We start from the raw sequence: 24,946 nt of genomic DNA on the forward strand, positions 1-24,946 counted from the left end.
TGGCACAGGGGAGCGGCAGCCGCCTCTCCCGGGAAGGACAGTTCAAGCGGGCTCGACCACGCGGATCAGCTTCCGGTTGAGGGACTCGCCGATACCCAGCTCCGAGAGCTCCCGGCCGAACCCGGAGTTCTTCACCCCGCCGAACGGCATCCGCGGGGAGTCGAAGAAACACGAGTTGCTGTAGACCATGCCGGACCCGATTCGCGCCGCCACCTCCTTGGCGCGCTCGACGTCGGTGTCGAACACGTAGCCACCCAGCCCGTCCTTCGTCGCGTTCGCCAGCGCCAGCGCCTCCTCCTCGCTGTCCACCACGTAGAACGACAGGACCGGGCCGAACGCCTCGCATTGGTACAGCGGGTTGTCCGGCGCGATGTCGGTGACGATCGACGGGTCCAGGAAGAACCCCGGCCGGTCCACGCGATGGCCACCCACCACGACCCGCGCCCCCGCGGCTGTCGCGTCCGCGAGCTGGTTGAGCAGCGTGTCCAGCGCCCGCTCCATCGCCACCGGACCCAGCTGCGTCGCCTCAGCCTTCGGATCGCCCACCTTGATCGCCGCGAACCGCTCCGTCAGCGAAGCCGGCAGCTGCTCACCCCGCTCCCAGCCGATCACGATCACCCGCTTGATGTTCACGCAGCCCTGCGCAGAGTTGAACGTCCGGCCCATCACGATCTGCTCGGCGCGAACTGCAGATCCGCACCCGGCAGGATCAGCGCCGGATCACTGCCGCCCAATTCGAGCACCACCTTCTTCAGGTTCGTCAAATAGACGACGTATTCATCGCGCTTCTCCGGCAGGATGTCCGCCGCCCGCCCGATGATCCGGGCGCGTTCCGCCACCGGCCGCAGTTTCCAATCTTCTCGATACGCTGATCCGCCGTGGCCAGCGCCGCGAAGACCTCCTCATCCGATTGCAGGGAAAGCTCCTTCACGACTTCCCCCGTCGCCGGATTGACCGAGACGAAGCTCCTGGCCCACTCCTTTGTCCGCCCGTACTTTTCGAAACCCGGCCGCCCCCGAGTCGCACGTGGACGGTGCCGGGGAGCTGTGCCACGAGTATCGCGCCGTCAGCAGCGTCGAGCCTGTCCCTGCTGGGGCACACCACACGCTGCCGCGCCGAAAAAGGGGAGTGGTGCCGTTGTCCCGATCAGTGATCCGGCGCGTTGAACCGCGCCGCCTGCCGCAACAGGTGATCACGCTCGGGCAGGTTCGGCGCGTGCCGCGCCGCTTCGGTGTACAAGCGAGCCGCGGTGACGGGATCACCGTCGCGCTCGTGCAAGTACGCCGCCACCGCCGCATACCTCGGCAGCGCGGAGTCCAGCTCCGCCAACGCCGCCAGCCCGGCCCGGGCCCCATCTGCCTCACCGACGGCCACAGCTCGGTTCAACCGCACGATCGGACTGTCCGTCAGCCGCACCAGCTCGTCGTACCACTCGACGATCTGCACCCAGTCCGTCTCCTCGGCGACCGGCGCGTCCGCGTGCAGAGCCGCGATCGCCGCCTGCGCCTGGAATTCACCGAGCCGGTCCCGGGCCAGCGCCGCCTGCAGGATCTCGACCCCCTCCGCGATCAGGCCCGTGTCCCACAACGAACGGTCCTGCTCCGCCAGGGGCACCAGGCTCCCGTCCCGCGCGATCCGAGCGGCGCGCCGCGCGTGGTGCAACACCATGAGCGCCAGCAACCCGGCCACCTCGGGATGTTCGATCGCCGCCGCGAGCTGCCGTGTCAGCCGGATCGCCTCCGCCGCGAGGTCGACGTCACCGGAGTAGCCCTCGTTGAACACCAGGTACAGCACCCGCAGCACCGTCGCGACGTCGCCGGCCCGCGTCAGACGCACGTCGGCGACCGTGCGCTTGGCCCGGCTGATGCGCTGCGCCATCGTCGCCTCAGGCACCAGGTAGGCCTGGGCGATCTGCCGCGTCGTCAGCCCGCCGACGGCCCGCAACGTCAGCGCGACCGCCGAAGCCGGCGTCAGCGAGGGGTGCGCGCACAGGAAGTACAACTGCAACGTGTCGTCCGCCGCCGGCACCGGCCCGGGCTCCGGTTCCTCCTCCACGAGATCCTCACGACGACGGCGAGCAGCGTCCGCGCGCGTCGCGTCGAGGAACTTCCGCCACGCCACCGTGACCAGCCAGCCCTTCGGATCCCGCGGCGGGTCCACCGGCCACACGCGCAACGCCTCGACCAACGCGTCCTGCACGGCATCCTCTGCCGCCGCGAAGCCCGCCCCGCGGCGGCAGAGGATGCCGAGAACGTGCGGCGTGAGGCTCCGGAGCAAGACCTCGTCCATCGCCGAGGTCACTCCGTGATGGTGGGCGGCTCGGTGTAGAACGGGCGCACCTCGAGCCACTCGTGGATCGGCTTGCCGCCGGCCCCTGGCGCGGCCGACAGCTCCGCCGCCAGCTCGAGCGCACGCTCGTAGCTCTCGACGTCGATCACCATCCAGCCGGCGATCACGTCCTTCGTCTCGGCGAACGGACCGTCCGTGACCGGCGGGCGGCCCTCACCGTCGTAGCGGACGAACGTGCCGTCGGGGGAGAGCGCCTGGCTGTCGACGAACTCGCCGGTGCCTTCCAGCTTCTTCGCGAAGTCGCGCATGTACTGGATGTGGTTCGAGATCTCCTCGGGCGTCCACTGGTCCATCGGCACGTCGTTCACCGCAGCCGGCGCGCCGCGGTAGTGCTTCAGCAGCAGGTACTTGGCCATCGTCTGTCTCCTCAGAGCGGTCCGGCCCATTGTGGCCGTGTTCGCACCGGGGACGGAGCCACTTGGACGTTCTCGACACCGTGTCGCCGAAAAAGTCGGGGGGAGTTTGCGGATGAGCGGGTCCGCGTCAGTTACTTGACATAATGTACATTATCGGCACTTGGCTGACCTGCTGGAGGAAGCCCGGAGAGGGGCTCCGGAGACCCGGACCGGGCGTTGTCGTGACGTCGACGAAAGAGCAGCTCGCGAGGCGCCGCAAACCCTCGGACACTCTCGCCGTCTCGGCTCGTCCGAGCGTCGGATCTCACGCCGGCTGGGATCCTCCGAGGGACTTCGCCGGAGATCCCCGAGTTTCAGCCGTCTGACCTCCCGTCATCCGCGCTCGTTTCGTCACCGTGACGAATTGAACGTGACTGGCCGGACATCGAATTGACACACAACCGAAGTGTCCAGCAAGCCGTTGAGGCCTGGGCGGCGTCCAAGGCCCGCCCGAACAGGTTCCCGCGACCACTCGAACAGATGAACGCATGCCGTTGCACTTGCTCGCCGCGGTGTGAAACACCATCCCGGGCAGGGTTGATCAAGAGTAGAGAGAACCATTGTCCCCCAAGGGGATCCAGCGCCACTCTCGCCGTGTTTCATGCATAATTGCCATTATGCATCATATCGGATAACCATCCGGGTCGCGGAACTGTCGGTGCTGTGCGGTACAAGATCCACATGCTGGTTTCCGAGGCACAGCAAGCGTTCTTCGCGGCACGGCGGCCGCGCAAGGACTCGCCGCACACCACCGCCGCCTACCGCCGCGACCTCGCCGGGATCACCACTCTCCTGCTGGCCGAGCTCGGCCACATGCCGGAAACGCTTGCGGTGCACCACCTCACCGCGTCGGCGCTGCGCGCTGCGTTCGGCGCGTTCGCCGACGGCCACGCGAAGAGCTCGGTGCTGCGGGCGTGGTCGACGTGGAACCAGTTCCTCACCTTCTGCGTGTCCGACGGCTTGCTCGCGGGGAATCCGATGGGTGCTGTGGCGCGGCCGAAGACACCGCCGCTGACGCCGAAACCGTTGCGGGGGGAGGAAACCCCGGAGCGCCTGCTCGCCGCCGCGGCCGACGGTGCGCGGCGGGCGCGGGATCCGTGGCCGGAGCGCGACGTCCTGGTACTCGCGCTCGGGCTCGTCGCGGGCCTGCGGGCGGCGGAGATGCGGGCACTGACGCCGCGGTCGGTCGTGGGGCGCGACGGTGAGCTGCGGCTGCACGTCCACGGCAAGGGTAGCCGGGACCGGTCGATCCCGGTGCAGCCGGTGCTGGCGAGGCTGATCGAGGACTACACGAAATCGTGCCGGCGGCGGTTTCCGCAGGCGCGGTTCCCGGCGTCGGAGCCGTTGTTGCGTGATCGGGCGGGTGAGCCGATCGGGCGCGGAGCGCTGGAGTACCTGGTGAAGTCGTGTTACCGCTGGGCCGGCCTGCACGACCGGGTGCCGGCGGGGGCGAACCTGCACGCACTGCGGCACACGTTCGCGACGCGGCTCGCGGAGGACGGGGCGACGGCGTCGGAGATCATGACGTTGCTGGGGCACGCGAGCCTGGCGACGAGCCAGAACTACATCGAGGCGACGGGGCGGGAGCAGCGGGCCGCGGCGGCGAGCAACCGGACCTACCGCGCGCTGGACGGGCTGGGGGCCGACAGTGGCGGATGAGGGATCGTGGCGGGCGGCCGGTTCAGTGGGCGGCGAGGTAGTGGTCGCGGAGCACGTGTTTGCGGATCTTGCCGGAGCCGGTGAGCGGGAACTCGGTGACGAACTGCCAGACTTTCGGTGTCTTGTGCGGGGCGAGGTGGTCGCGGACGTAGTCGATGAGGTCCTGTTCGACCACGTCGGCGCCCGGGCGGAGCACGATGAACGCGCCGACTTGTTCGCCCCAGGTGGGGTCGGGGATGCCGATCACGGCGACGTCGGCGATGGCGGGGTGCTCGAGCAGGACGTGTTCGATTTCGCGGGGGTAGATGTTCTCTCCCCCGCGGATGATCATCTCCTTCACGCGGCCTTCGATGGTGAGGTAGCCGCGCTCGTTCATGCGGGCGAGGTCGCCGGTGTGGAGCCAGGCGCCGGTGTCGATGGCTTCGGCGGTCTGTTCGGGCATCGCGTGGTAGCCGGTCATGACGTGGTAGCCGCGGGTGCAGAGTTCGCCGGTCTCTCCCCTGGCGGCGACGCCGCCGGTGGCGGGGTCGATGATCTTGACTTCGCAGGCGGGCAGGGGCCTGCCGAGGGTTTCCGCACGGTCGTGGGCGGTGTCGCTGAGGCGGGTCATGGTGATGCCGGGTGAGGCTTCGGTCTGGGCGTAGATGATCGACATCGGCACGCCGAGGGCGGCTTCGACGCGGCGGACGAGTGCGGGTGGCACGGGGACGCCGCCGCTGAGGGCGTAGCGGACGGAGCTGAGGTCGGTGTTCGGGAAGGCGGGGTGGCCGAGCAGGGCGAGCAGCATGGTGGGGACGCCGCCGAAGACCACTCCCCTCTCCTGTTCGATGAGGGCGAGCTGGAGGCCGGGGTCGAACCAGGGCATGAGGACCTGGGTGCCGAGGGTGGCGATCGGGGCGAGGGTGGCGAGTACGCAGCCGGCGGTGTGGAACAGCGGCATGGGGTTGACGAAGTTCTCGCCTGGGCGCATGTCGAGGGTGCGGCAGTAGGAGAGGCGGGCGTTGTTGGTGATGCCGCGGTGGTTCAGGATGGCGCCTTTGGGGACACCGGTGGTGCCGGAGGTGTATTGGATCTGGGCGGGGTCGCCGGGTTCGACGTCCGGGAGGGGCTGGGTGGGGGTGCCGGAGGCGCGGAAGGCGGGCCAGTCTTCGAATAGGACGGCTTCGCGCAGGTGGGGCAGGTCGGCGCGGACGTGGGAGAGGATGTCGGCCATGGGGGTGCCGCGGTAGTCGCGGACGAGGAAGACGCCGGCGGCTTCGGATTGGCCGAGGACGTGGCGCAGTTCGTCTTCGCGGAGTGCGGGGTTGACGGTCACGAGGGTGAGGCCGGCGAGTGCGGCGGCCATTTCGAGGAGGATCCATTCGGGGATGTTGTTGGCCCAGGCCGCGACGTGTTCGCCGGGTTCGAAGCGGCCGAGCAGGGCGCGGGCGGCTTGTTCGGCTTCGTCGAGGAGCTGGGCGTAGGTCCAGCGGCGGCGCGCGGTGGGGTCGGGGACGCCTTCGACGAGCGCCGGTGCGTTGGGTGCCTGGTCGGCGGCGGTGCGGAGCAGGGTGCCGACGGTGAGCTCGTGGACGGCGTCGAGTTCGGTCGCGGGCGTGTAGGCGGCGGGCGCGTCGGTGGTTTCGGGCACGGTAGCCTCCCTCGCTCGGCCGGCGAGCGCGGTCCGCCGGCGTGTCCCCGGGTGACCTTTCGGACTGTAGTCCGCCTGCGGGTCAGCGGAGCTGCTCGAGGTCCTTCGCGGCGAGGGCGACTTCTTCAGCGAGCCGGCTGAGCTCGCCGGAGCCGGCGCCGTCCTGAGCGGCGGTGACGATGTCTTCGGCGGCGCAGCGCAGCTGGAAAAGGCGGTCTTGGAGGGCGGCGATTTCGGTGTCGGAGAGCACGACGGCGTCTTCGGGCAGGCCGCTGCGTTGCAGGGCGGTGCGGCGTTCGTAGGCGCGCTGGCGGCAGGACTGGCCGCAGTAGCGGCGGCGCCGGCCGACGTTGCCGCCTTCGGGCAGGCGGCGGCCGCACCAGCCGCAGTGCTTCGGGGCGCCTGTGCGGCGCGGTACGACGCGTTCGTCGCCGGTCATCGGCTGCTCGGCCAGTTCCCTCACCCGCCGGACTCTAGCTGGCCATCGTGTTCTCATGCCGGGGCCATGCCGGTGGTGGAGACTGTTCGCATGCGCCCACCGTTTCCGTACCTGGCCGATCCGCTCCCCCGTGCGTTCGCCCACCGTGGCTGGCACCTCGACGATCTGGCGGGGATGGAGAATTCGCTGCCGGCGTTCCAGCGGGCTGTCGCCGAGGGGTACCGCTACGTCGAGACGGACGTGCACGCGACGGCGGACGGTGTGGTGGTGGTGCACCACGACGGCACGCTGGATCGCACGACGGATGGTTCGGGGTTGATCGCGACGCAGACGTGGGAGCAGATCAAGCACGTCAAGATCGGCGGTCGGGTGGCGTTGTCCCGGTTGGAGGACGTGCTGGAGGAGCTGCCGCAGGCGCGGTTCAACGTGGACGTGAAGGCGAACAGCGCGGTGGAGCCGTTCGTGCGGGTGCTGGAGCGTACGGGTGCGTTCGACCGGGTGGCGGCGGCGTCCTTTTCGGACTCGCGGCTGGTTCGGTTGCGGCGGCTGGCGGGGCCGAAGCTGCTGACGGCGATGGGGCCGCGGTCGGTGCTGGCGGTGTGGGCGAACGGGTGGGCGCCGTTGCTGCCGTTGGGGCGGTTCGCGAGCGGGTACCTGGCGCAGGTGCCGGTGCGGCAGGGGCCGTTGACGGTGGTGGACCGGTCCTTCGTGAGGGCGGCGACGCGCACGGGGTTCGAGGTGCACACGTGGACGATCGACGATCCGGTGCAGATGCGGCAGCTGCTGGATCTGGGGGTGCACGGGATCGTGACGGACCGGCCGGATCTTCTGCGGGAGGTCTTGGTGGAGCGGGGGGTGTGGCAGCAGCAGGCCGGGTGAGTGTGGCGGTCCGGTGTGGTGGTCGCCGCGGCGACCACCACACCGGCTGAGCCCGTCCTCGGGCGGCGGGCCGAGGCGGGTCAGCGCGGGGGTTTGCCCTGCCAGGCGGCTTTCCACGTCTTGGGGCCGAGGCGGCCGGAGTCGTTGATGCCGTTGGCGCGCTGGAGGGCGAGCACGGCGGTCTTGGTCTTGTCGTAGTAGCAGCCGGTGCCGGTGAAGCCGTAGCCGAAGGCGTTCATGCGCAGCTGGAAGGTCCTGAGCGCGGGGGCGCAGTCGCCGTAGGCGTAGACCAGGCCGGGCCAGGCGGGCATGGGGCCTGAGGACGGTGGCGCGGGCTGGGGTTTGGGGGCCGGTGGGGCGGGCAGGCCGGTGCTGCCCATGTAGGCGGATTCGTCGTAGGACGGGATGCGTTTGCTGCGGGCGTCGGCGTCGCCGACGAGGTTGAGCATGGTGCCGCATTCCCAGGGTTGCCAGCCGCGCATGCGGTAGAGGTAGAGCGCGCGGTAGTCCTGCTCGCGGGGGCTGGCTTGGTCTGGCCTGCCTTGGCCGCCGACGCTGCGCCAGGTGGCGAGGTCGAACTGGTAGGCGCCGTAGTAGCCGTTGCCGGTGTTGATGGTGTAGCGGCCGCTGGATTCGCACATCCGCAGTTTGGCCCAGGCGCTGGAGGAGGGGTCCGCGGACGCGGCGCCGGTGGCGGCGAGCTGCAGTCCCACGACGGCCGCGGCGAGCAGCAGGATCCTCACCGCACTCCGGTGAGCAGTGCGAACGCGGTTGGTCATGGCTTGCACAGTAAGCAGGCGACCCATTGACCACAAGAGTCACACCACGAACACCAGTCTCACATGAATCGTCGAAGAATCACCGGAGCGACACGCGGAGAAGGGGTTCGAGCGCGATTCCGGACGCTGTTCGGCGCAGCCCGGATGATCAGTGGGCGACGAACCGGACACGGTTTACCCGTTCGGCGGTGCCGGGTGCGCCCGCGCCGATAGTGTGCCGCCCGACCTGGTGTTTCGCGACCGATGAGGAGCCGTGGATGACGCTGGCCGAGACCCGTGTCAAGAAGCGGGAACGGTGGGGCTGGTACTTCTACGACTGGGCCAATTCGCCGTTCTACTCGTCGGTGACGACGGTGTTCGGCGCGCTGTACATGAGCACTGTCGCGGCCGCGGACGCGAAACAGAACATCACCCTTAACGGGGACAACGCGTGCGTCGACGCGTCCGGTGTGGACGACAAGCTCCACAACTGCGACGTGTCGTTGTTCGGGTTGCACTTCCCTGCCGGGTCGACGTGGGGTTACCTGCTGTCGGTGGCGACGGTGGTGCAGGTGCTGGTGCTGCCGATCGCCGGCGCGGTGGCCGATCGCAGCCGCAAAAAGCGGCGGATCCTGGGCGCGTTCGCGTGGCTGGGCGCGGCGGCGTCGGCGCTGATGTTCTTCATGGCCGGTTCGAACTGGCAGCTCGGTGCGGCGCTGTTCATCGTCGCGAACATCGGCTACGGCGGTTCGCTGGTGGTCTACTACTCGTTCCTGGTCGACATCGCGGGGCCGGACGAGCGCGACGACGTGTCGGCGAAGGGTTGGGCGTTCGGTTACCTCGGTGGCGGGCTCGCGCTCGCGTTGCAGCTGGCGTTCTACCTCAGCCGCGACGCGCTGGGTGTGGACACCGCGACGGCGGTGCGGATCTGCTTCCTCACGTCGGGCTTGTGGTGGGCGGCGTTCACCGTGCCGACGCTGCGCGCGCTCCCCCGCCGGCACACGCCGACGGCGACGGAGCCGGGGGTGTCGGTGCTGCGGGCGGGGTTTCGGGAGCTGCGGCAGACGGTCGTGGCGGCGAAGGCGTTCCCGCTGACGCTGGCGTTCCTGGGCAGCTACCTGATCTTCGCGGACGGCATCTCGACCGTCGTGGCGTGTCGGCGCAGTACGGGAAGGACGAGCTGCTCTTCTCCGACGAGGTGCTGATCGTGACCGTGCTGGTGATCCAGTTCCTCGCCTACGTCGGCGGGGTGCTGCACGGGCTCGTATCGCGCCGGGCCGGGGCGAAGCGGACGATCCTCGGGAGCCTGGTGCTGTGGGTGGTGGTGCTGGCCGGCGCGTACTTCATCCAACCGGCTCAGCCGCTGCAGTTCTACGCGGTGGCGGTGGGCATCGGGCTGGTGCTGGGCGGGACGAACGCGTTGTCGCGGTCGTTGTTCAGCCAGATGATCCCGACCGGGAAGGACGCGCAGTACTACTCGCTCTACGTCGTGGGCGAGAAGGGCACCTCGCTGCTCGGGCCGCTGGTGTTCGCCGGAGTCGGGCAGGCGACGGGTTCCTTCCGGCTGGCGATCGTGGCGCTGGTGGTGTTCTTCGTGCTCGGGTTCGTGTTCGTGGCGCTCGTGCCGGTGCGTCGGGCGATCGTCGCGGCCGGGAACCGTCCGCCCGCCGTGCTGTGAGGCCCTCCACCCGGGCCGGATAGGGTCGATCGTCGTGACTGTCCTCGAAGACACTGGGCCCGACGACCCCACCGACGCCCTGTCCCCGGTCCCCGCCGTGGAGACCCGGGCCGGGCGGCTGAAGTTCTGCTACGGCCCGATGGACTGCGGGAAGTCGACCCTCGCGCTGCAGATCGACCACAACCACGCGCGCCAAGGCCGGCGCGGGCTGGTGCTGGTGCGCCACGACCGCTCGGGTGCGCCGCAGATCAGCAGCCGGATCGGGATCACGCGGCTCGCGACGGAGGTCGCCGCGGGCACGGATGTGCGAGACCTGGTGCGCGAGCGGTGGGCCGCGGGACAGCCCGTGGACTACATCATCGTCGACGAGGCGCAGTTCCTCTCCCCCGCACAGGTGGACCAGCTGGCGGAGCTGGCCGACGACACGGGCATCGACGTCTACTGCTTCGGCATCGCCACCGACTTCCGCAGCCGCCTGTTCCCCGGCGCGGCCCGACTGTTCGAGGTGGCCGACGAACTGCAGCCGGTGCAGGTCGAGGTGCTGTGCTGGTGCGGCCGCCCCGGCCGGTTCAACGCGAGGGTCCGCGACGACGAAATACTCCGTGAGGGCGACACCGTTGTCGTGGCAGATACCGAACAGTCCGTAGTTGAATCTTCAGCTTCGGCACGTTCCGATGCCGAACAAACTACGGTGCGTTATCAGGTATTGTGCCGCCGACACTTCCGGTTGGGGGATCTGGGCCCGGCGACGGCACACCACGGTCAGTTACGGTTGTCGTGAACGGAGCGTCAGTAGCCCAACTGGGGGATATCCGCACTTGGAAGGCGGTATCCGCGTCACGCCGGAGCGCGAAAGCTCTCCCACTAGAGGAAGCTGATGCCGAAGGGTGACGCAGCTCATCGTGAGCAACGACATGGTTACCCGGGAATCCCCCGGACGCCAGGATCGTTGCATAGGGTGAGCATCACCCTGGCTCCATCCGGAGCTGACTGAAAGGACCCCATCATGGCCGACCGTGTTCTCCGTGGAAGCCGGCTGGGAGCGGTCAGCTACGAGACCGACCGCAATCACGACCTCGCCCCGCGGCGCACCGTGCGCTACGCGTGCCCCAAGAACCACGAGTTCGAGGTGCCGTTCTCCGACGACGCCGAGATCCCGACCGTCTGGGAATGCCGCCTGCACGGCAGCGAGTCCGAGATCGTCGACGGCGGGCAGCCCGAGCAGAAGAAGGTCAAGCCCCCCAGGACGCACTGGGACATGCTGCTGGAGCGCCGCTCCATTCCTGAGCTCGAGGACCTGCTGAACGAACGTCTCGCCGAGCTCAAGGGACGCCGGACCAGCCGGTCCGCGTGAGCTTCGGCCCGTAGCTGGCTCCTACCACCGATCGAACGGCCCCCGCCACCTCCCCCGGCGGGGGCCGTTCGCCTGTCCGGGCCCGCGTGCGGAGAGTCCCGGAGCGGTCACAGGAAGCGGCTCGCCGCTCGTTGGGCGGCGGCGGAAGCGGTCCCCCGGCCACCCGCCGAGGAATCCACGACTACGTCTCGATGCGACCGCCGGTGCGAGTTCCTCAGCGGCGCAGGAGCCGGCGCAGCTGGCCGAAGCGGCGCTGCACGCCCCATTCGGCCACGCGGAAAAACGCCTCCCGCATGATGTCGCCGCTCATCTTCGACTGGCCGATCTCGCGGTCGGTGAAGGTGATGGGCACCTCGACGATGTCGAAACCCGCGTCGGCGGTGCGGCGGGTGAGGTCGATCTGGAAGCAGTAGCCGTGAGAGGCGATCTCGTCGAGCTCGAGCTTCTCCAGGACCGGGCGGCGGTAGGCGCGGAAGCCGGCCGTCATGTCCGAAACCTTCAGCCCCAGGGCGAGGCGCGAGTAGAGGTTCGCGCCGCGGGACAGGAGCTGGCGGCTCAGCGGCCAGTTGACGGTGCTGCCACCCGCGACGTAGCGGGAGCCGATCGACAGGTCGGTGTCCGCGACGGCGTCGAGGATGCGCGGCAGGTCCTCCGGCGCGTGGGAGCCGTCGGCGTCCATCTCGACGAAGGTGGCGTAGCCCTGGGCCAGGCCCCACCGGAACCCCGCGATGTAGGCCTTCCCGAGCCCGGCTTTCTCCGTGCGGTGGAGCACGTGGACGCGCTCGTCGGCCGCGGCGCGTTCGTCGGCGAGCTCACCGGTGCCGTCGGGGCTGCCGTCGTCGACGACGAGCACGTGGACGTCCGGGAGTGCCTTGTGGAGCCGGTCCAGAACCGGGCCCAGGTTGTCCCGTTCGTTGTAGGTCGGGATCACCACCAGCACCGGCTCGATACCTTCGGCCCCCCGCGGCGCCTGCGCCATCCGTCTCCTCCGAATCCGGCGGCTCACCCCGCCGCTTCCCCTGCTGTCGTGCCGGCGCGAGCGCGCCGAGTGCGAAAACGGAGTACGAATCCGCCGGCGACACCGGCGATCGCCAGTGCCAGCAGTCCGTACTCCGTCCACGCACCGAGTCGATCCGACAGCGTAGTCTGCGTCCGCAGCGGCACGCGCCCGACCAGGGCATCTGCGGTGAAAAGGCTGGTGGAGCGGGTGATCGTCCCGTCCGGGGCCACGATGGCGCTCACACCGGACGTCGCGGAGACCACCACCGCGCGCCCGTGCTCCACCGCCCGCAGCCTCGACATGGCCAGCTGCTGGTAGCTCATCTCCCCCGGCCCGTACCAGGCGTTGTTGGTGGGCACGACGAGCAGTTCGCCGCCTTCGTCGGTCGCGTCGCGGGCCGGGCCGTCGAACGCGGTCTCGTAGCAGATGAACACCCCGACCTTGGTGCCTGCGACCGACAGCGCCGCGTTGCTGCCGTCGCCGGGGCGCATGTCGGCGGTGTCGTCGACGAACGGGGTCACCAGCCGCGCGATGTCCCGGGCCGGCACGTACTCGCCGAATGGCACCAGGTCCTGCTTGGCGTAGCGCTGGCCCTGCCCGGTGCGCGGGTCCCACACGATCGCGGAGTTCTGCGCGGTGCCGTCGGGCAGCCGGTAGAGGGCGCCGATGACGGCGGGCACGCCGTAGGCGTTGACCATCTGGTCGAGCGTGGGGTCGTCGCCGTCGACGGCAGTGGCGGTCTCGGGCCACACGAGCAGGTCGGGTTTGGGGACCTGGCCGGTCTGGATCTGCGCCAGCAGCTTCGAGCTCTCGGCGAGGTGGTTCTGCCGCAGGACGTCTCGCCGGCCTTCCAGCGCGATGCCGATGTCGGGTGCGTTGCCCTGCACGGTCGCGACGGTGAGGGACCCGTCCTGCGCGGCCGTGCCGATGGTGGGCCACAGGGCGAGCCCGGCGACGACGGGCAGCAGCGTGCACGCCACAGGCGCGATGAGCCGGCGGTCACGCCACCGGCGCTGCTGCCACAGCCGCGCGGCGAGTGCCGCGAGACCGAACCCGCTCACCACCACGGCGAGACCCACGAGCGGCGCGCCGCCGACGGACGCCAGCGACAGGTACGCGCCTTCGGGCTGGCTGAACGCGACGCGGCCCCACGGGAACCCGCCGAGCGGGAACCACGTGCGAGGCGTCTCGAGCGCGACGAACACCAGCGCGCCCCACAGCGGCGCCAGTGGCAGCCGGGCCACCACGCGGATCAGGAGCGCGCCGAGTCCGAAGTAGAGCGACAGCGTCAGTGACAGGCCCAGCCACGGCCACGGCCCGAACTCGCGGCCCAGGAAGTCCTGCAGCCAGATCAGCAGCGCGAGGAAGAACGCCGCGCCGTAGACGAAGCCGTAGCCGAACGCGCCGCGCAGCGACCGTCCACGAAGGACCAGGGCGAGCGCGGCGAACGCGATCGGCGCGAGCCACCACAGCGGCCGCGGCGCGAAGCTGAGGTAGTACAGGTAGCCCGCGGCGCCGGCGGCGACCAAGCGCAGCAGCCAGGCGCGGGAGATCCGGCGTCGCTTCGGGCGCTTCGAGGTCGTTTCTTGCGGAGCGCCCGGTTCGGGGTCCGCGACAGTCACTGCCACTCCACGAACTCTAGGAGGCCGACGTGAACTCGTCGTGCAGGACTGCCCCGCCGCGCACGGTCCGCAGGCACTTCGGGAGCGGGGTGCCCGGGTCCAGGCGCGGCAGCGGCGGCACGCCGGAGCGCGGGTCGGTGGACCAGCGCTGCACGCGGGTGTCGGCCGTGGCCACGACGAGGTCATGCGCGTCCCAGATCGCGTAGTGCGCGGGCGCGCCGGGCACGAGACTTCCGGTGACGCCGTCGTTCACGCCGGCGGCGCGGTGGCCGGCGCGGGTGTGGGCGGTGAACGCGGCGCGCGCCGAAAGGCGCGCTTCGGGGGTGTGGTGGTGCACGGCCGCGCGGACGGCGGCCCACGGGTCCAGCGCGGTCACCGGCGAGTCGGAGCCGAACGCGAGCACGACCCCTTCGGCGGCGAGCGCGGCGAACGGGTTGAGCCCGGCGGCCCGTTCGCCGCCGAGGCGATCGGCGTACATACCCGACGGGCCTCCCCAGGCCTCGTCGAACAGGGGCTGGGCCGAAGCGACGACACCCCAGCCGGCCAGCGCCCGGGCCTGTTCGGCGGTGACCATCTCCAGGTGTTCCAGCCGGTGGTGGCAAGCGGCTAGCGCGCGCTGCCCCACCTGCTTCTCCGCAAGCCGGAACCCTTCCACGACCTCGGCGACGGCCGCGTCGCCGATCACGTGGAAACCGGCCTGCAGCTCCGCCTCGGTGGCGGCGGCGAGGTGCTCGGCGATCCCCGCCGCGTCGGCGTAGAGCGCGCCGGAAGTACTCGGGTCGTCGGCGTACGGGCTGGTGAGCGCGGCGGTGCGGGAGCCGAGGGCGCCGTCGACGAACAGGTCGCCGGCCACGCCGTGCGCGCCCAGCTCGCGGGCCGTGCCGATGGCGCCGAGCTCACCCCAGTAGCCGACGACCTGCGGCAGACCCGGCTCGTCGGCGAGGGCGAGCAGGCCGGTGAAGTCGTCGCGGCCGGCGATGTCCGGGCCGCCGCATTCGTGCACGGAGACGATGCCGCGGGCGGCGGCTTCGGTGAGGAAGGCACGCTGCGCGGCGCTGCGCCGGCCGGGGGTGATCGCGGCGCGCGCGGCGGCGCGGACGCGGTGGTGGGCGTCGCGGGTGAGCGGGCCCTCGGGCGAGAAGCCCGCGGCGCTGCGGGCCTCGGGAGCGAGGTCGACGAGCGCGGTGGACACCAGGGCGGAATGCACGTCGACGCGGCTGAGGTAGACCGGCGTCGCGCCGGCAGCCTCGTCGAGCTCGGCGCGGCTGGGCAGGCGGGGCTGCTCCCAGCCGGATTCGTCCCAGCCGTGGGCCAGCAGGACCTCGCCCGGCGCGGCGGCGACGGCGGCGCGTACTGCGGCGAGCAGTTCGGCGCCGCTGCGCGCGCCGGTGAGATCGAGTCCGGTCAGGTGCAGGCCGGTGGCGGTGGCGTGCACGTGGGCGTCGACGAAGGCGGGGGCGACGAACGCGCCGTCGAGGGCGACCACTTCGGCGTCCGGGTGCAGGGCGCGGGCCGGCGCGTCCTGCCCGACCCACACGACGGTGCCGCCGGAGACGGCGAGCGCGGTCGCGTCGGGTGAGGACGAGGTGTAGATCCTGCCGCCGAGCAGGAGCGTCGTGCTGTCGTTCGTCACGGTGTCGAGTCTCCCCCGCGCTCCCCGCCGGGCCCGGGCGGGGTCGCGCTCACTCACGGTCCGTCACCGCACACCAGATCTGTGAGCCAGGTCACCTGAACGGATTTCGCCGCTCGGCACGTGCTTGGGCGGTGAAGGGGGCGGCGCCGGCCGGCGCCCGCCACGGGGACGCGCGGCGGGGGCGAACCGCGGCGCGGGAGACAGGGGACTTCGATGAAGCAGAGCGTTGCGAGCCCGGCGACCGGGCTCATCCAGGCCGAAGACATCACCGACCTCGTCGCCGTGACCGACGGCGACGTGTTGTTGCCGGGCGAGCCCGGCTACGCCGCCGAGTGCGCCGGGTTCAACGTCAACAATCCGCTCGAGCCCGCGCTCGTGGTGGCCGCGGCGGGCACGGCCGACGTGCAGCACGCCGTCCGGTTCGCGCGCCGCCGATCACTGCCCGTGGCGATCAAGGCCACCGCCCATCAGGTCGTACAGCCCGCGCACGGCGCGGTGCTGATCACCACGAGCCGCATGACGGGCGTGACCGTGGACCCCGGGCGGCGTGTCGCACGGGTGGAAGCCGGGGCACGCTGGGCGCAGGTCATCGCCGAGGCCGCCCGGCACGGGCTGGCGCCGCTGGTCGGGTCCGCGCCGGGCGTCGGAGTCGTCGGGTACACGCTCGGCGGCGGCCTGAGCCCCACGCTCGGCCGGTCCCGCGGGTACGCGGCCGACCACGTGCGGCTGATCGAGGTGGTGACCGCGGACGGCGTCCAGCGGCACGCGACCGCCGAGACCGAGCGGGACCTGTTCTGGGCACTGCGCGGCGGCAAGGGCAACTTCGGTGTGGTGACGGCGCTGGAGTTCGACCTGTTCCCGGTGACCCGCTTCTACGGCGGCGGCCTTTACTACGCCGGGCAACACCTGGCCGCGGTGCTGCACGCGTGGCGCGAGTGGGTGCAGCAGCTTCCCGAGGACGCTACTTCGTCGGTGATGGTGCAGCGCCTGCCGCCCGCGCCGGAGCTGCCGGAGGTGCTGCGCGGCGCGTTCGTGGTGCACCTGCGCTTCGCCCACCTCGGCTCCCCCGCCGACGCCGAAGGGCTCCTCGCGCCGCTGCGCGCGGCCGCACCGGTGCTGCTGGACCTGATGGCGGACAAGCCGTTGACCGCGATCGGCGACATCCACCTCGACCCGGCCGACCCGCTGCCCTACTACGACCGCACCACCAGCTTGCGCGAGGTCACGGCCGAGACGATCGAGACGCTCGTGGAGCTGACGGGGCCGGATTCGGACTGCCCGCTGCTGGGCGTCGAACTGCGGGCGCTCGGCGGGGCGCTGGACCGGGAGCCGGCCGCGCCCAACGCCGTGCCGGTGCGCGGGGTGCCGTTCGTGGTGTTCGCGCTCGGAGTCGGCGGGCCCGACCGGGCCGGCGAACTGCGCGGGGCGCTGGACACCGTCGTCGGCGCGCTCGCACCGTGGGCGTCGGCCCGGCAGGCGCCGAACTTCCTCTCCGCCGACGAGGGCACCTCGGCCGCGGCGGTGCGCGCGATCTACGGGCCCGAGCGCTACGACCGGCTGGCCGCGGTGAAGAAGGTCTACGACCCGGGCAACCTCTTCCGCGTCAACCACAACATCCGCCCGGCCGCGTGAGACGAGGTGCCCGCGGCGCCCGGTTGCCGTGGGCACCTCGGCCGGCGCACCGTCATCGCGCAGAAAGATTTACGTCGTGGACACGTTGTGACAGGATATTTTTACGTGTTCCCGACGACTTGGAGTACAGATGACTGCGATCCAGGAACCTGTGCCCAGCGCCGCCGACGCTGGAGATCAGCCCTACGAGTACGTGCGCACGCAGCTGGTGGAACCCGACTGGCGCCGTTTCCCCGGCTGGCACGAGGTGACCGACGCCGAATGGCGTGACGCGCAGTGGCAGCGCGTGCACTGCGTGCGCAACGTCAAGCAGCTGCGCGCGCTGATGGGTGACCTGCTGCAGGACCGGTTCTACGAGGACCTGCTCGCCGACCAGCGCGAACTGGCCACGATGTCGATGCTGCTGCCCCCGCAGATGCTCAACACCATGGCGGCCGACGCCGGCAGCGACCCGGTGAAGGTCACCGAGGCGTTCTACGCCGACCCGATCCGCCGCTACATGCTGCCCGTGCGCAGCGACCGCGACCTCGTCTGGCCGAGCCACCCGCATTCCGAGCGCGACTCGCTGCACGAGGCCGAGATGTGGGTCGTGGAGGGTCTCACCCACCGGTACCCGACGAAGGTGCTGGCCGAGCTGATCTCGACCTGCCCGCAGTACTGCGGGCACTGCACCCGCATGGACCTCGTCGGGAACTCCACCCAGCAGGTCGAGAAGCACAAGCTCACGCTCAAGCCCGTCGACCGCCAGGACGCGATGATCGGCTACCTCAAGCGCACCCCGGGCGTGCGCGACGTCGTCGTGTCCGGCGGCGACGTCGCCAACGTGCCCTGGCCACAGCTGGAAGCCTTCCTGATGCGCCTGATGGACATCGAAACCGTCCGCGACGTTCGGCTCGCGACGAAGGCGCTCGCGGCGCTGCCACAGCACTGGCTGCAGCCCAAGGTGGTCGAAGGGCTCGAACGCGTGGCCGTCACCGCCCAGCGGCGCGGGGTGAACCTGGCCATCCACACGCACGTGAACCACGCACAGTCCGTCACGCCACTCGTCGCGGAAGCCGCGCGCACCGCCCTGGAGGTCGGCGTGCGCGACGTGCGCAACCAGGGCGTGCTGATGCGCGGCGTCAACGCCACCCCCGCCGCGCTGCTGGACCTGTGCTTCGCGCTGCAGGGCGAGGCGAACATCCTGCCGTACTACTTCTACATGTGCGACATGATCCCCAACGCCGAACACTGGCGCGTCGCTGTGTGGGAAGCCCAGGAACTGCAGCACGCGATCATGGGCTACCTCCCGGGCTACGCCACGCCTCGCATCGTCTGCGACGTGCCGTATGTCGGGAAGCGCTGGGTCCACCAGCTCGCGGAGTACGACCGTGAACGCGGCATCTCGTACTGGACGAAGAACTACCGCACCGGCATCGAACACGCGGACCCCGAGGCGCTGCGGCGCCGCTACCCGTACTACGACCCGATTTCGACGTTGCCCGGCAGCGGCCGGAAGTGGTGGGCGGAGCAGAACGGCTGAGCGCACGCGCACCCGGCTCCGGTGACCACGAGAGGTTCGGCAGAAGAGCTGAGCTCGGCGAACAGAACACACGCTTCCCCGCCACTATCAACGTATAACGCACCCCGGGGCTTGTGGCAAGACCCGGGTGATGCCGCACAATCACCGTCCTGATGCCCGCGACCTGCGGAAACGACGACCGCAGGAGCGGGCCGGGGTGATGGTGAGGGGTCTGTTGTCCGCTGAGGGGTACGAACGGGAACTGCGGTCCGAACGCGACTACGTCGCCGGGCTGTACGCGCGGCTCGACGCCGAGCGCGCGCGGGTGAAGAACGAATACGAGAAGGCGCTGGGGGCCGACGGCAGCTCGGTAATGGAACGCGACGTGTCCGTGCGCGCGCTCGACCGGGAAGTCCGGCGGCTGAGCGTGGTCGACAACGGGTTGTGCTTCGGCCGGCTGGACACCGTTGAGGGCGAAACGTCCTACATCGGCCGCATCGGGCTGTTCGACGAGGAGGACGAGTACCGGCCCGTGCTGCTGGACTGGCGCGCGCCCGCAGCTCGCCCGTTCTACACAGCCACCGGCGCGACCGCGGAGGGGATGCGGCGGCGCCGGCAGTTCCACACGCGCGGGCGCGCCGTGGCCGGGTTCACCGACGAGGTGTTCGGCCGGCCCGGCGCCGGCGAGGGCGGCGATGCCGCGCTGCTGGCCGCGGTCAACGCGCCGCGCGGCGAGGGCATGCGCGACATCGTCGCCACGATCCAGGCCGAGCAGGACGAGATCATCCGCCTCGAGCACCCCGGGGTGCTGGTGATCGAAGGCGGGCCGGGGACCGGGAAGACGGTGGTGGCGCTGCACCGCGTCGCCTACCTGCTCTACACCCAGCGGGAGCGGATGGAACGCCACGGCGTGCTCGTCGTGGGGCCGAACCCCGCGTTCCTCACCCACATCGGCCGGGTGCTGCCGTCGCTGGGCGAGACCGACGTGGTGTTCACGACGACCGGCGAACTCGTGCCCGGGCTGCGCGTCACGGCCGAGGACACACCGGAAGCCACGCGGCTGAAGGGCTCGCTGAAGATCCTCGACGTGCTCACCGCAGCGATCGCCGACCGGCAGCGGGTACCGGGCGAGCCCGTGCCGATCGACCTCGGCGGTGTCACGGTCCGGATCGACGCCGAAACCGCGCAGTGGGCGATCGAGGAAGCGCGCGCGAGCGGGTTGCCGCACAACGAGGCACGGGCGGTGTTCACCGAGATCGTCACCTACGTGCTCACGGAGCGGGCGATCAACCGCATCGGCCGCGGCTGGCTCTCGCGCGAGGACCGCGACGAGTGGGAGGACCTGCGCCGGACGCTGCTCAAGGAACTCGCCGAGGACACGCGGTTCACCGCGGCCGTCGACGAGCTGTGGCCGATCCTGACGCCGGAAACCCTGCTGGCGCCGCTGTACGAATCGGCCGACCGGCTGCGCGCGGCCGGCGCCGACCCGGCGCTGGGGCGCGCCCACGGTGCCGAGTGGACGGTGGCGGACGTGCCGCTGCTCGACGAACTCGTCGACCTGCTGGGCCGGGACAAGGCCGCCGACACCGCGGCCGAGCGTGCGGCCGAACGGGACCGCCGCGCCGAAGCCGCCTACGCCGACCAGGTGCTGGACCAGCTCAAGCTCGATCGGGAAGAGCAGGACGAGGACGTGCTGCTGGCCGCGGAGAACCTGCTCTACGGCCAGGACCTGGCCGGCCGGTTCGTCGAGGAGGACACGCGGTCGCTGGCCGAGCGCGCCGCGGCGGACCGGGACTGGACCTACCGGCACGTGGTGGTCGACGAGGCGCAGGAGCTGTCCGAAATGGACTGGCGGGTGCTGATGCGACGGTGCCCGGGGCGTTCGTTCACCGTCGTCGGTGATCTCGCGCAGCGCCGGTCGGAGGCCGGAGCGCGCTCGTGGGGCGCGATGCTGGACCGGTACGTGCCGGGCCGGTGGCTCTACCGCTCGCTGACGGTCAACTACCGCACACCCGCGGAGATCATGGCCGTCGCCGCCGGCGTGCTGGCCGGGTTCGCCCCGGGCGCGAACCCGCCGGAATCGGTGCGCGCCAACGGGATCCGGCCCTGGGCCCGCTCCGTCACCGACGCCGGACTGACCGCCGCGATCGAGGAGTTCGCGCACGACGAGGCCGGGCGTGAGGGCACCAGCGTCGTGATCGGTCCCCCGGGGGTGCCAGGCACGACACCGGCGGCCGAGACGAAGGGCCTGGAGTTCGACGCGGTGCTGGTGGTGGATCCGGCGCGGATCCTCGCTGACGGCCCGCGTGGCGCGGCCGAGCTCTACGTCGCCCTCACCCGCGCCACGCAACGGCTCGCGGTGCTGCACCGTGATCCGCTGCCGCCGGCGCTCGCGGCGCTCGGCGGGTAGGGGCCAGGGGCGGGAGGGCAGCACGCCGACAGCGAGCTCGAAGATCTCTCGCAGCCGCCCGAACAGCGGCGGCCCGGTCGTCGGGGTGATCTGCGCGGTGATCGACACCGCGACACCGCCCCGCCCGTCCGGCGTCGCCGCGGTGAACTGCGTGTAGCCCGGGGTGTTTCCGGTGTGGCCGTAGACGGTGCCGTACCGGGTGTCGTAGCGGAACAGCGCCGGTCCCGCGGAGTTCGTGCCCGGGCCCGGCGGCTCGGAACCGCCCGAGCGGAACCGGAACCGGGCCGCGCGGGTCTTGCGGTCGGTCAAGGCGCCGACGTAACCGCGCATGAACCGCACCAGATCCGCCGGCGTCGAGACGACTCCGCCGGAGGCCCAGCTCCACCCGGTCGGCGATCGTGCTCGTCACGTCCTCGGGTGCGCCGGAACCGGTGGTGTCGTAGCCGTGCAGGAACGGCGCCGGCATCGCGGCGCCGCGCGGCAGGATCGTGTCGCGCAGGCCCAGCGGCCGCAGCACCCACCGGCTCAGCACGTCTTCGTAGCGGCTGCGGTCACGGCCTCGCACATGAGCCCCACGACGATGTTGTCGGAGTTCGAATACTCGTACCGGCTGCCCGGCCGGAACGCGAGATCAGCGTCGGCGACGAACGACGGTAATTCTCGCGGCGGCGGCGGATTCAGCAAGTTCGCAACGACGGTGTCGCGGAATTCGCCGGTGCCGCTGAAATCGGGAATGCCGCTCGTGTGGCCGAGCAGCTGGCGAAGCGTCACGTCCGAGAACTGCCGGGGCAGCCCGCGCACCGTACGCCCGATCGTCGCGTCCAGCGACAGCCGGCCGCTGCTGACGAGCGCGAGCACGGCGGCTCCGCTGAACGCCTTGGCCACGCTCGCGACCCGCATGTGGTCCTCTGTCCGGGGTGTGCGCCGCGTGCCCAGCTGCGAAGACCCTGCGGTGTACACCGTCAGCTCCGCGCCGCGCCCGACCGCGACGACGACCGCGGGCTCGTCCGGGCTGTCGTGCAACCGCCGGACCGCACCGCGCCACTCATCGTCGACGCGCGGCCGGCCCCCGGCCATCGCGGCCGGAGCCGCCCCCATCAGACCACCCGCCGCGGCCATCGTGGCACTGGCGAGAACCGCACGCCGGGACATCATCGCACCACGGTAGCCGCGTGAATTGGTCGAGCCAATATGTTTTCTGAATCTCCCGGAATGGGCGCGGAAAGCAGGTGATTGATTCACCGCCTCGGTGAACACGGAAATGCTGATCAGGGCAGCTTCTCGCGGGCGGTCTGCCACATGCTCAGCCGATCTTTGTCCGGACCTTTCCGCACAAAGCCGACGAGCACCCCGACAGGGGCGGTCAGGTTCTTGTGCCACCGCAGCTCTCGTTTCCGGTCGGCCGCAAGCGCACCAACCGGCGGCCAGGGCGGCGGCGACGGCCGGAGCGAGCGACAGCGCAGCGAGAGTGTCGGCAGCGCGGGACTTCGGGTCCGGCGCGGGTCCGACGTGTTCGGCGACTCAGGTGCGCCAGAGCGAAGTCCTGGTATCGCTGCCGGATCCGGCCCGCGGGCACGCGCGTGCCGGCCGCCAGGGCCCGCTTCACCCCCCCACGCCCGCCGCGCCGCGTCAGGTTCGCCGGCGCGGTAAGCGCGCGACGGGGTGGTCAGCCGGACCCGGTCGAGTTCGAGGTGACCGTTGCCGATCGAGGCGCGCGCACGACCAGGTGCGCGGGTCCGGTCCAGCGGGTCACAGCCGTCGGTCACTGGTTCCCACGGCGGGCTCCGGATGAGCCGAGCCCGCCGGTGCAAGAGAACCGCTCACGCCATCTCGGGCACGTTCAGGTGCGCGATTGCCAGCTCGAACTCACGGGTGTCCAGCCGCTCGGCACCGGCTTCGCGCAGGGTCGCCGTGCGGAGCGCGGAAGCCTTCTCGGCCAGGCGGCGCATGGCGTCCGCGCTGTCGTAACCGATCGAAGCCACGCCCCGGCCCGCCGAGCGGTCCAGCATCAGGCTGGCGCTGGCGAACCCGTCGAACTCGGCGAGTGCGGGCAGGGTCGTCATCTTGAAGATGTCGACCACCCGGTCGAGCTGCTCGGGCTTCACGCGCAACCAGGTCGCCCGCACCGCGGCGCCGTCGTGGGCGCGGTGCTCGCGGTGTACGAGACCGATCTCCCACTCCTCCACCGTCGGCTCACCGCCGAACATGTCGACGACGCGCTGGCGCACCACACCCATCGCCTGAGCACTGGCGTGCATCAGCTCTTCCGACCGCCACGCTGTGGTCACGATGCACCGGCCGTCGTTGCGGGAGGCCAGCATCGAAAGGCCGACGCAGCCGTCGGTGGCGAGCGCTTCGGGCAGCACCGAGTCGCGGACGTGCGTGATCGCGTCGTCGATCGACGCCTGCCGGATCTGGATCGTCGTGGAACGCGCGAACACGGTCCACCTCCTGCCGGAAGGGGCGGCGCCCCGGTGACGCCACCGGTACCCCCAACCCTCCTCCGGCACCTCAGGAGGTCACAACGGGCCGAATTTCACCCCGGAACCCTAGAAAGCGCCCGCGCCGTTCGGGGTGCCCAGCCCGGTCGGCCCGTCGTACCCGGGGCCGGCCGTGCACAGGTACGAACCACCGCACTTGCCGTTGTTGCCCGAGACCACGTCGAACAACTCGCCCGGGTGCGCGTACGCCTGGGCTCCGGACGTCACGGAATTCCCGGCCAGCGCGTAGATCGACGCGACGACCGGCGAGGACAGGCTCGTGCCACCGACCTGCACCCAGCCATCGGCGCCCTGCGCGAGCCCGAGCTGCAGCAGCAGGTCGCACGCCGCGCCGCCGCCGCAGCTGTTGTAGGTGTCGTACACGCCGAGGCCGGTCTTCGGGTCGGCCACCGCGGCGACGTCGGCGACAGTCCGCTTCGCGCACGCGGTGTCGTGCTGCCACGCGGGTTTCGGCTCGAGCGCGGAGCACCCGCTGCCGCTGCCCGACCACGTCGACTCGCTCCAGCCGCGCGTGGTGCCGACGGCCTTCGTCAGCGTCGTGCCACCCACCGCCGTGACGTAGGGCGAAGACGCCGGCCAGCTCACGCCGTAGCCCGAGTCACCCGACGACGCGGTGATCGCGATACCCGGGTGGTCCAAGTGCGCGTCCGCCGCCTTGATCGTGGAATCTTCCGCGCCGCCGTAGCTGTTGGAGATCGCCACGACGCCCGGGGTTGCCGCGGCGGTGTCGACAGCCGTCATCAGCGGGTCGGTGTCGGGCGAATCGGCCTCCACCAACAGGATGTGGCAGTCGGGGCAGGTCGCGGACACCGCGTCGAGGTCGAGGCTGATCTCCTCGGCCCACCCGTAGTCCGGCTTCGGCAGCGGGCTCGCCGCGCCGTGCTGGTTGACCTTGCGGAAGCAGCCGTTGGCCGTCGTGCACGGCGACAAGCCACGCGCGGCACGGTAGGTCGCGAGATCCTTCTCGGCGGTCGGCGCGTCCATCGCGTCGACGATCGCGACGGTCCGGCCGCTGCCGTGCAAGCCGGAAAGCCCGTAGGCGGAACGGATTTCCGCCGGGCCGTACCCGACCGGGGTCGAGACCACCTTCGGCCCGGGCCCCTTCGGGGATTTGATCGCTTTGCCCAGGCAGTGCAGCTGCCCGTGCGTGGCGCACCCGAAATCGACCAGGCCACCGGTGAGGCGCGACGTGGCATCCGCGCTGCTCGAGGTGGCCAGGGCGAGCGGTACAGCCAGCACGAACGCCACCAAGACCCGGGTCAGGGACTTCAGTCGCACCATCGCGGCCACCTCCGATCACTCAGTGACAGCGAATGGTGCCACGCAACCCCTTCGGGGTCACCCCTCTGAATGAAAGAAATTTCCACACCGTATCCAGATTGATGCAGACAGCCGTCGCCATGACATGACCCCACACGGCGGCGCGGTTACCTTGGCGTGAACTGCAACGATTCCGACCGGTGGTCCGGGTCGCAGACCGCGCCGCTGCCGGTAGCCGACGAGATT

The 24,946-nt window shown here is 70.9% G+C and carries 20 protein-coding genes and 2 pseudogenes; 8 read left to right on the forward strand and 14 right to left on the reverse strand.

The window, feature by feature from the left end; translation table 11 throughout:
- Window positions 1-42 precede the first annotated feature (42 nt).
- The 4 genes from I6J71_RS20855 to I6J71_RS20870 form a co-directional block, all read right to left on the reverse strand.
- Window positions 43-666: an aldehyde dehydrogenase family protein gene (locus I6J71_RS20855; protein WP_204096230.1), complete on the reverse strand. Its 624-nt coding sequence runs from the start codon at window positions 664-666 to the stop codon at window positions 43-45.
- Window positions 666-839 carry a hypothetical protein gene (locus I6J71_RS20860; protein ID WP_204096231.1) on the reverse strand — a complete coding sequence of 58 codons (174 nt, stop codon included), beginning with the start codon at window positions 837-839 and terminating at the stop codon, window positions 666-668. Before I6J71_RS20860 ends, I6J71_RS20855 begins: the two co-directional genes overlap by 1 nt.
- Before the next feature lie 307 nt (window positions 840-1,146).
- Window positions 1,147-2,289, reverse strand: coding sequence for an RNA polymerase sigma factor (locus I6J71_RS20865; protein WP_204097168.1), 1,143 nt, complete (start codon window positions 2,287-2,289; stop codon window positions 1,147-1,149).
- Window positions 2,290-2,297: 8 nt separating this feature from the next.
- On the reverse strand, window positions 2,298-2,705 hold the full coding sequence (locus I6J71_RS20870) for a YciI family protein (protein ID WP_204096232.1): 408 nt from the start codon (window positions 2,703-2,705) through the stop codon (window positions 2,298-2,300).
- A 702-nt stretch (window positions 2,706-3,407) separates the two neighbouring features.
- Between I6J71_RS20870 and I6J71_RS20875 the strand changes: the two genes are divergently transcribed.
- Window positions 3,408-4,403: a tyrosine-type recombinase/integrase gene (locus I6J71_RS20875; protein ID WP_204096233.1), complete on the forward strand. Its 996-nt coding sequence runs from the start codon at window positions 3,408-3,410 to the stop codon at window positions 4,401-4,403.
- 22 nt (window positions 4,404-4,425) lie between these two features.
- On the opposite strand, the gene I6J71_RS20880 is transcribed toward I6J71_RS20875, so the two are convergent.
- Both I6J71_RS20880 and I6J71_RS20885 read right to left on the reverse strand, forming a co-directional pair.
- Window positions 4,426-6,033 (reverse strand): AMP-binding protein, encoded by a 1,608-nt coding sequence (locus I6J71_RS20880; protein WP_204096234.1) that lies wholly within the window; start codon window positions 6,031-6,033, stop codon window positions 4,426-4,428.
- 82 nt (window positions 6,034-6,115) lie between these two features.
- Window positions 6,116-6,472 carry a hypothetical protein gene (locus tag I6J71_RS20885; RefSeq protein WP_204097169.1) on the reverse strand — a complete coding sequence of 119 codons (357 nt, stop codon included), beginning with the start codon at window positions 6,470-6,472 and terminating at the stop codon, window positions 6,116-6,118.
- Window positions 6,473-6,562: 90 nt separating this feature from the next.
- Here I6J71_RS20885 and I6J71_RS20890 point away from each other — a divergent pair, with 90 nt between their 5' ends.
- On the forward strand, window positions 6,563-7,351 hold the full coding sequence (locus tag I6J71_RS20890; protein WP_204096235.1) for a glycerophosphodiester phosphodiesterase: 789 nt from the start codon (window positions 6,563-6,565) through the stop codon (window positions 7,349-7,351).
- 80 nt (window positions 7,352-7,431) lie between these two features.
- Here the strand turns inward: I6J71_RS20890 and I6J71_RS20895 are convergent, their stop codons facing one another.
- The gene (locus tag I6J71_RS20895) at window positions 7,432-8,130 is read right to left on the reverse strand and encodes a transglycosylase family protein (RefSeq protein WP_204096236.1); all 699 of its coding nucleotides are present in this window, start codon (window positions 8,128-8,130) and stop codon (window positions 7,432-7,434) included.
- Between the two features lie 257 nt (window positions 8,131-8,387).
- Here I6J71_RS20895 and I6J71_RS20900 point away from each other — a divergent pair.
- The 3 genes and pseudogenes from I6J71_RS20900 (at window position 8,388) to I6J71_RS20910 (ending at window position 11,141) form a co-directional block, all read left to right on the forward strand.
- Window positions 8,388-9,787, forward strand: a pseudogene (locus I6J71_RS20900) (MFS transporter).
- A 34-nt stretch (window positions 9,788-9,821) separates the two neighbouring features.
- Window positions 9,822-10,568 (forward strand): thymidine kinase, encoded by a 747-nt coding sequence (locus tag I6J71_RS20905; protein WP_204096237.1) that lies wholly within the window; start codon window positions 9,822-9,824, stop codon window positions 10,566-10,568.
- Between the two features lie 225 nt (window positions 10,569-10,793).
- Window positions 10,794-11,141 (forward strand): RNA polymerase-binding protein RbpA, encoded by a 348-nt coding sequence (locus I6J71_RS20910; protein WP_204096238.1) that lies wholly within the window; start codon window positions 10,794-10,796, stop codon window positions 11,139-11,141.
- Between the two features lie 214 nt (window positions 11,142-11,355).
- On the opposite strand, the gene I6J71_RS20915 is transcribed toward I6J71_RS20910, so the two are convergent.
- From I6J71_RS20915 to I6J71_RS20925, 3 genes are read right to left on the reverse strand one after another with little or no spacing between them, the layout of a single operon-like run.
- A complete protein-coding gene (locus tag I6J71_RS20915; protein WP_204096239.1) occupies window positions 11,356-12,120 on the reverse strand; it encodes a polyprenol monophosphomannose synthase in 765 nt (254 codons plus the stop codon).
- 23 nt (window positions 12,121-12,143) lie between these two features.
- Window positions 12,144-13,769, reverse strand: coding sequence for an apolipoprotein N-acyltransferase (gene lnt / locus I6J71_RS20920; protein ID WP_204096240.1), 1,626 nt, complete (start codon window positions 13,767-13,769; stop codon window positions 12,144-12,146).
- A gap of 10 nt (window positions 13,770-13,779) precedes the next feature.
- Window positions 13,780-15,396, reverse strand: coding sequence for an amidohydrolase (locus I6J71_RS20925; protein WP_204096241.1), 1,617 nt, complete (start codon window positions 15,394-15,396; stop codon window positions 13,780-13,782).
- A 213-nt stretch (window positions 15,397-15,609) separates the two neighbouring features.
- Here I6J71_RS20925 and I6J71_RS20930 point away from each other — a divergent pair, with 213 nt between their 5' ends.
- The 3 genes from I6J71_RS20930 (at window position 15,610) to helR (ending at window position 20,939) form a co-directional block, all read left to right on the forward strand.
- Window positions 15,610-17,028: an FAD-binding oxidoreductase gene (locus tag I6J71_RS20930; RefSeq protein WP_204096242.1), complete on the forward strand. Its 1,419-nt coding sequence runs from the start codon at window positions 15,610-15,612 to the stop codon at window positions 17,026-17,028.
- 130 nt (window positions 17,029-17,158) lie between these two features.
- Entirely contained in the window at window positions 17,159-18,550 is a 1,392-nt protein-coding gene (locus I6J71_RS20935) for a KamA family radical SAM protein (protein ID WP_204096243.1), read from the forward strand.
- Window positions 18,551-18,764: 214 nt separating this feature from the next.
- Entirely contained in the window at window positions 18,765-20,939 is a 2,175-nt protein-coding gene (gene helR, locus I6J71_RS20940; RefSeq protein ID WP_204096244.1) for an RNA polymerase recycling motor ATPase HelR, read from the forward strand.
- A gap of 147 nt (window positions 20,940-21,086) precedes the next feature.
- On the opposite strand, the pseudogene I6J71_RS48545 reads toward helR, so the two are convergent.
- The 4 genes and pseudogenes from I6J71_RS48545 to I6J71_RS20955 form a co-directional block, all read right to left on the reverse strand.
- Window positions 21,087-21,269, reverse strand: a pseudogene (locus tag I6J71_RS48545) (peptidase S12); the annotation flags it as partial.
- A 195-nt stretch (window positions 21,270-21,464) separates the two neighbouring features.
- Window positions 21,465-22,196, reverse strand: coding sequence for a serine hydrolase (locus I6J71_RS48550; RefSeq protein ID WP_239155112.1), 732 nt, complete (start codon window positions 22,194-22,196; stop codon window positions 21,465-21,467).
- Window positions 22,197-22,759: 563 nt separating this feature from the next.
- On the reverse strand, window positions 22,760-23,380 hold the full coding sequence (locus tag I6J71_RS20950; protein ID WP_204096245.1) for a hypothetical protein: 621 nt from the start codon (window positions 23,378-23,380) through the stop codon (window positions 22,760-22,762).
- Window positions 23,381-23,488: 108 nt separating this feature from the next.
- A complete protein-coding gene (locus I6J71_RS20955) occupies window positions 23,489-24,721 on the reverse strand; it encodes a S8 family serine peptidase (RefSeq protein ID WP_204096246.1) in 1,233 nt (410 codons plus the stop codon).
- Window positions 24,722-24,946 lie beyond the last annotated feature (225 nt).

It is taken from the genome of Amycolatopsis sp. FDAARGOS 1241, assembly GCF_016889705.1.
Classification (GTDB): Bacteria; Actinomycetota; Actinomycetes; order Mycobacteriales; family Pseudonocardiaceae; genus Amycolatopsis.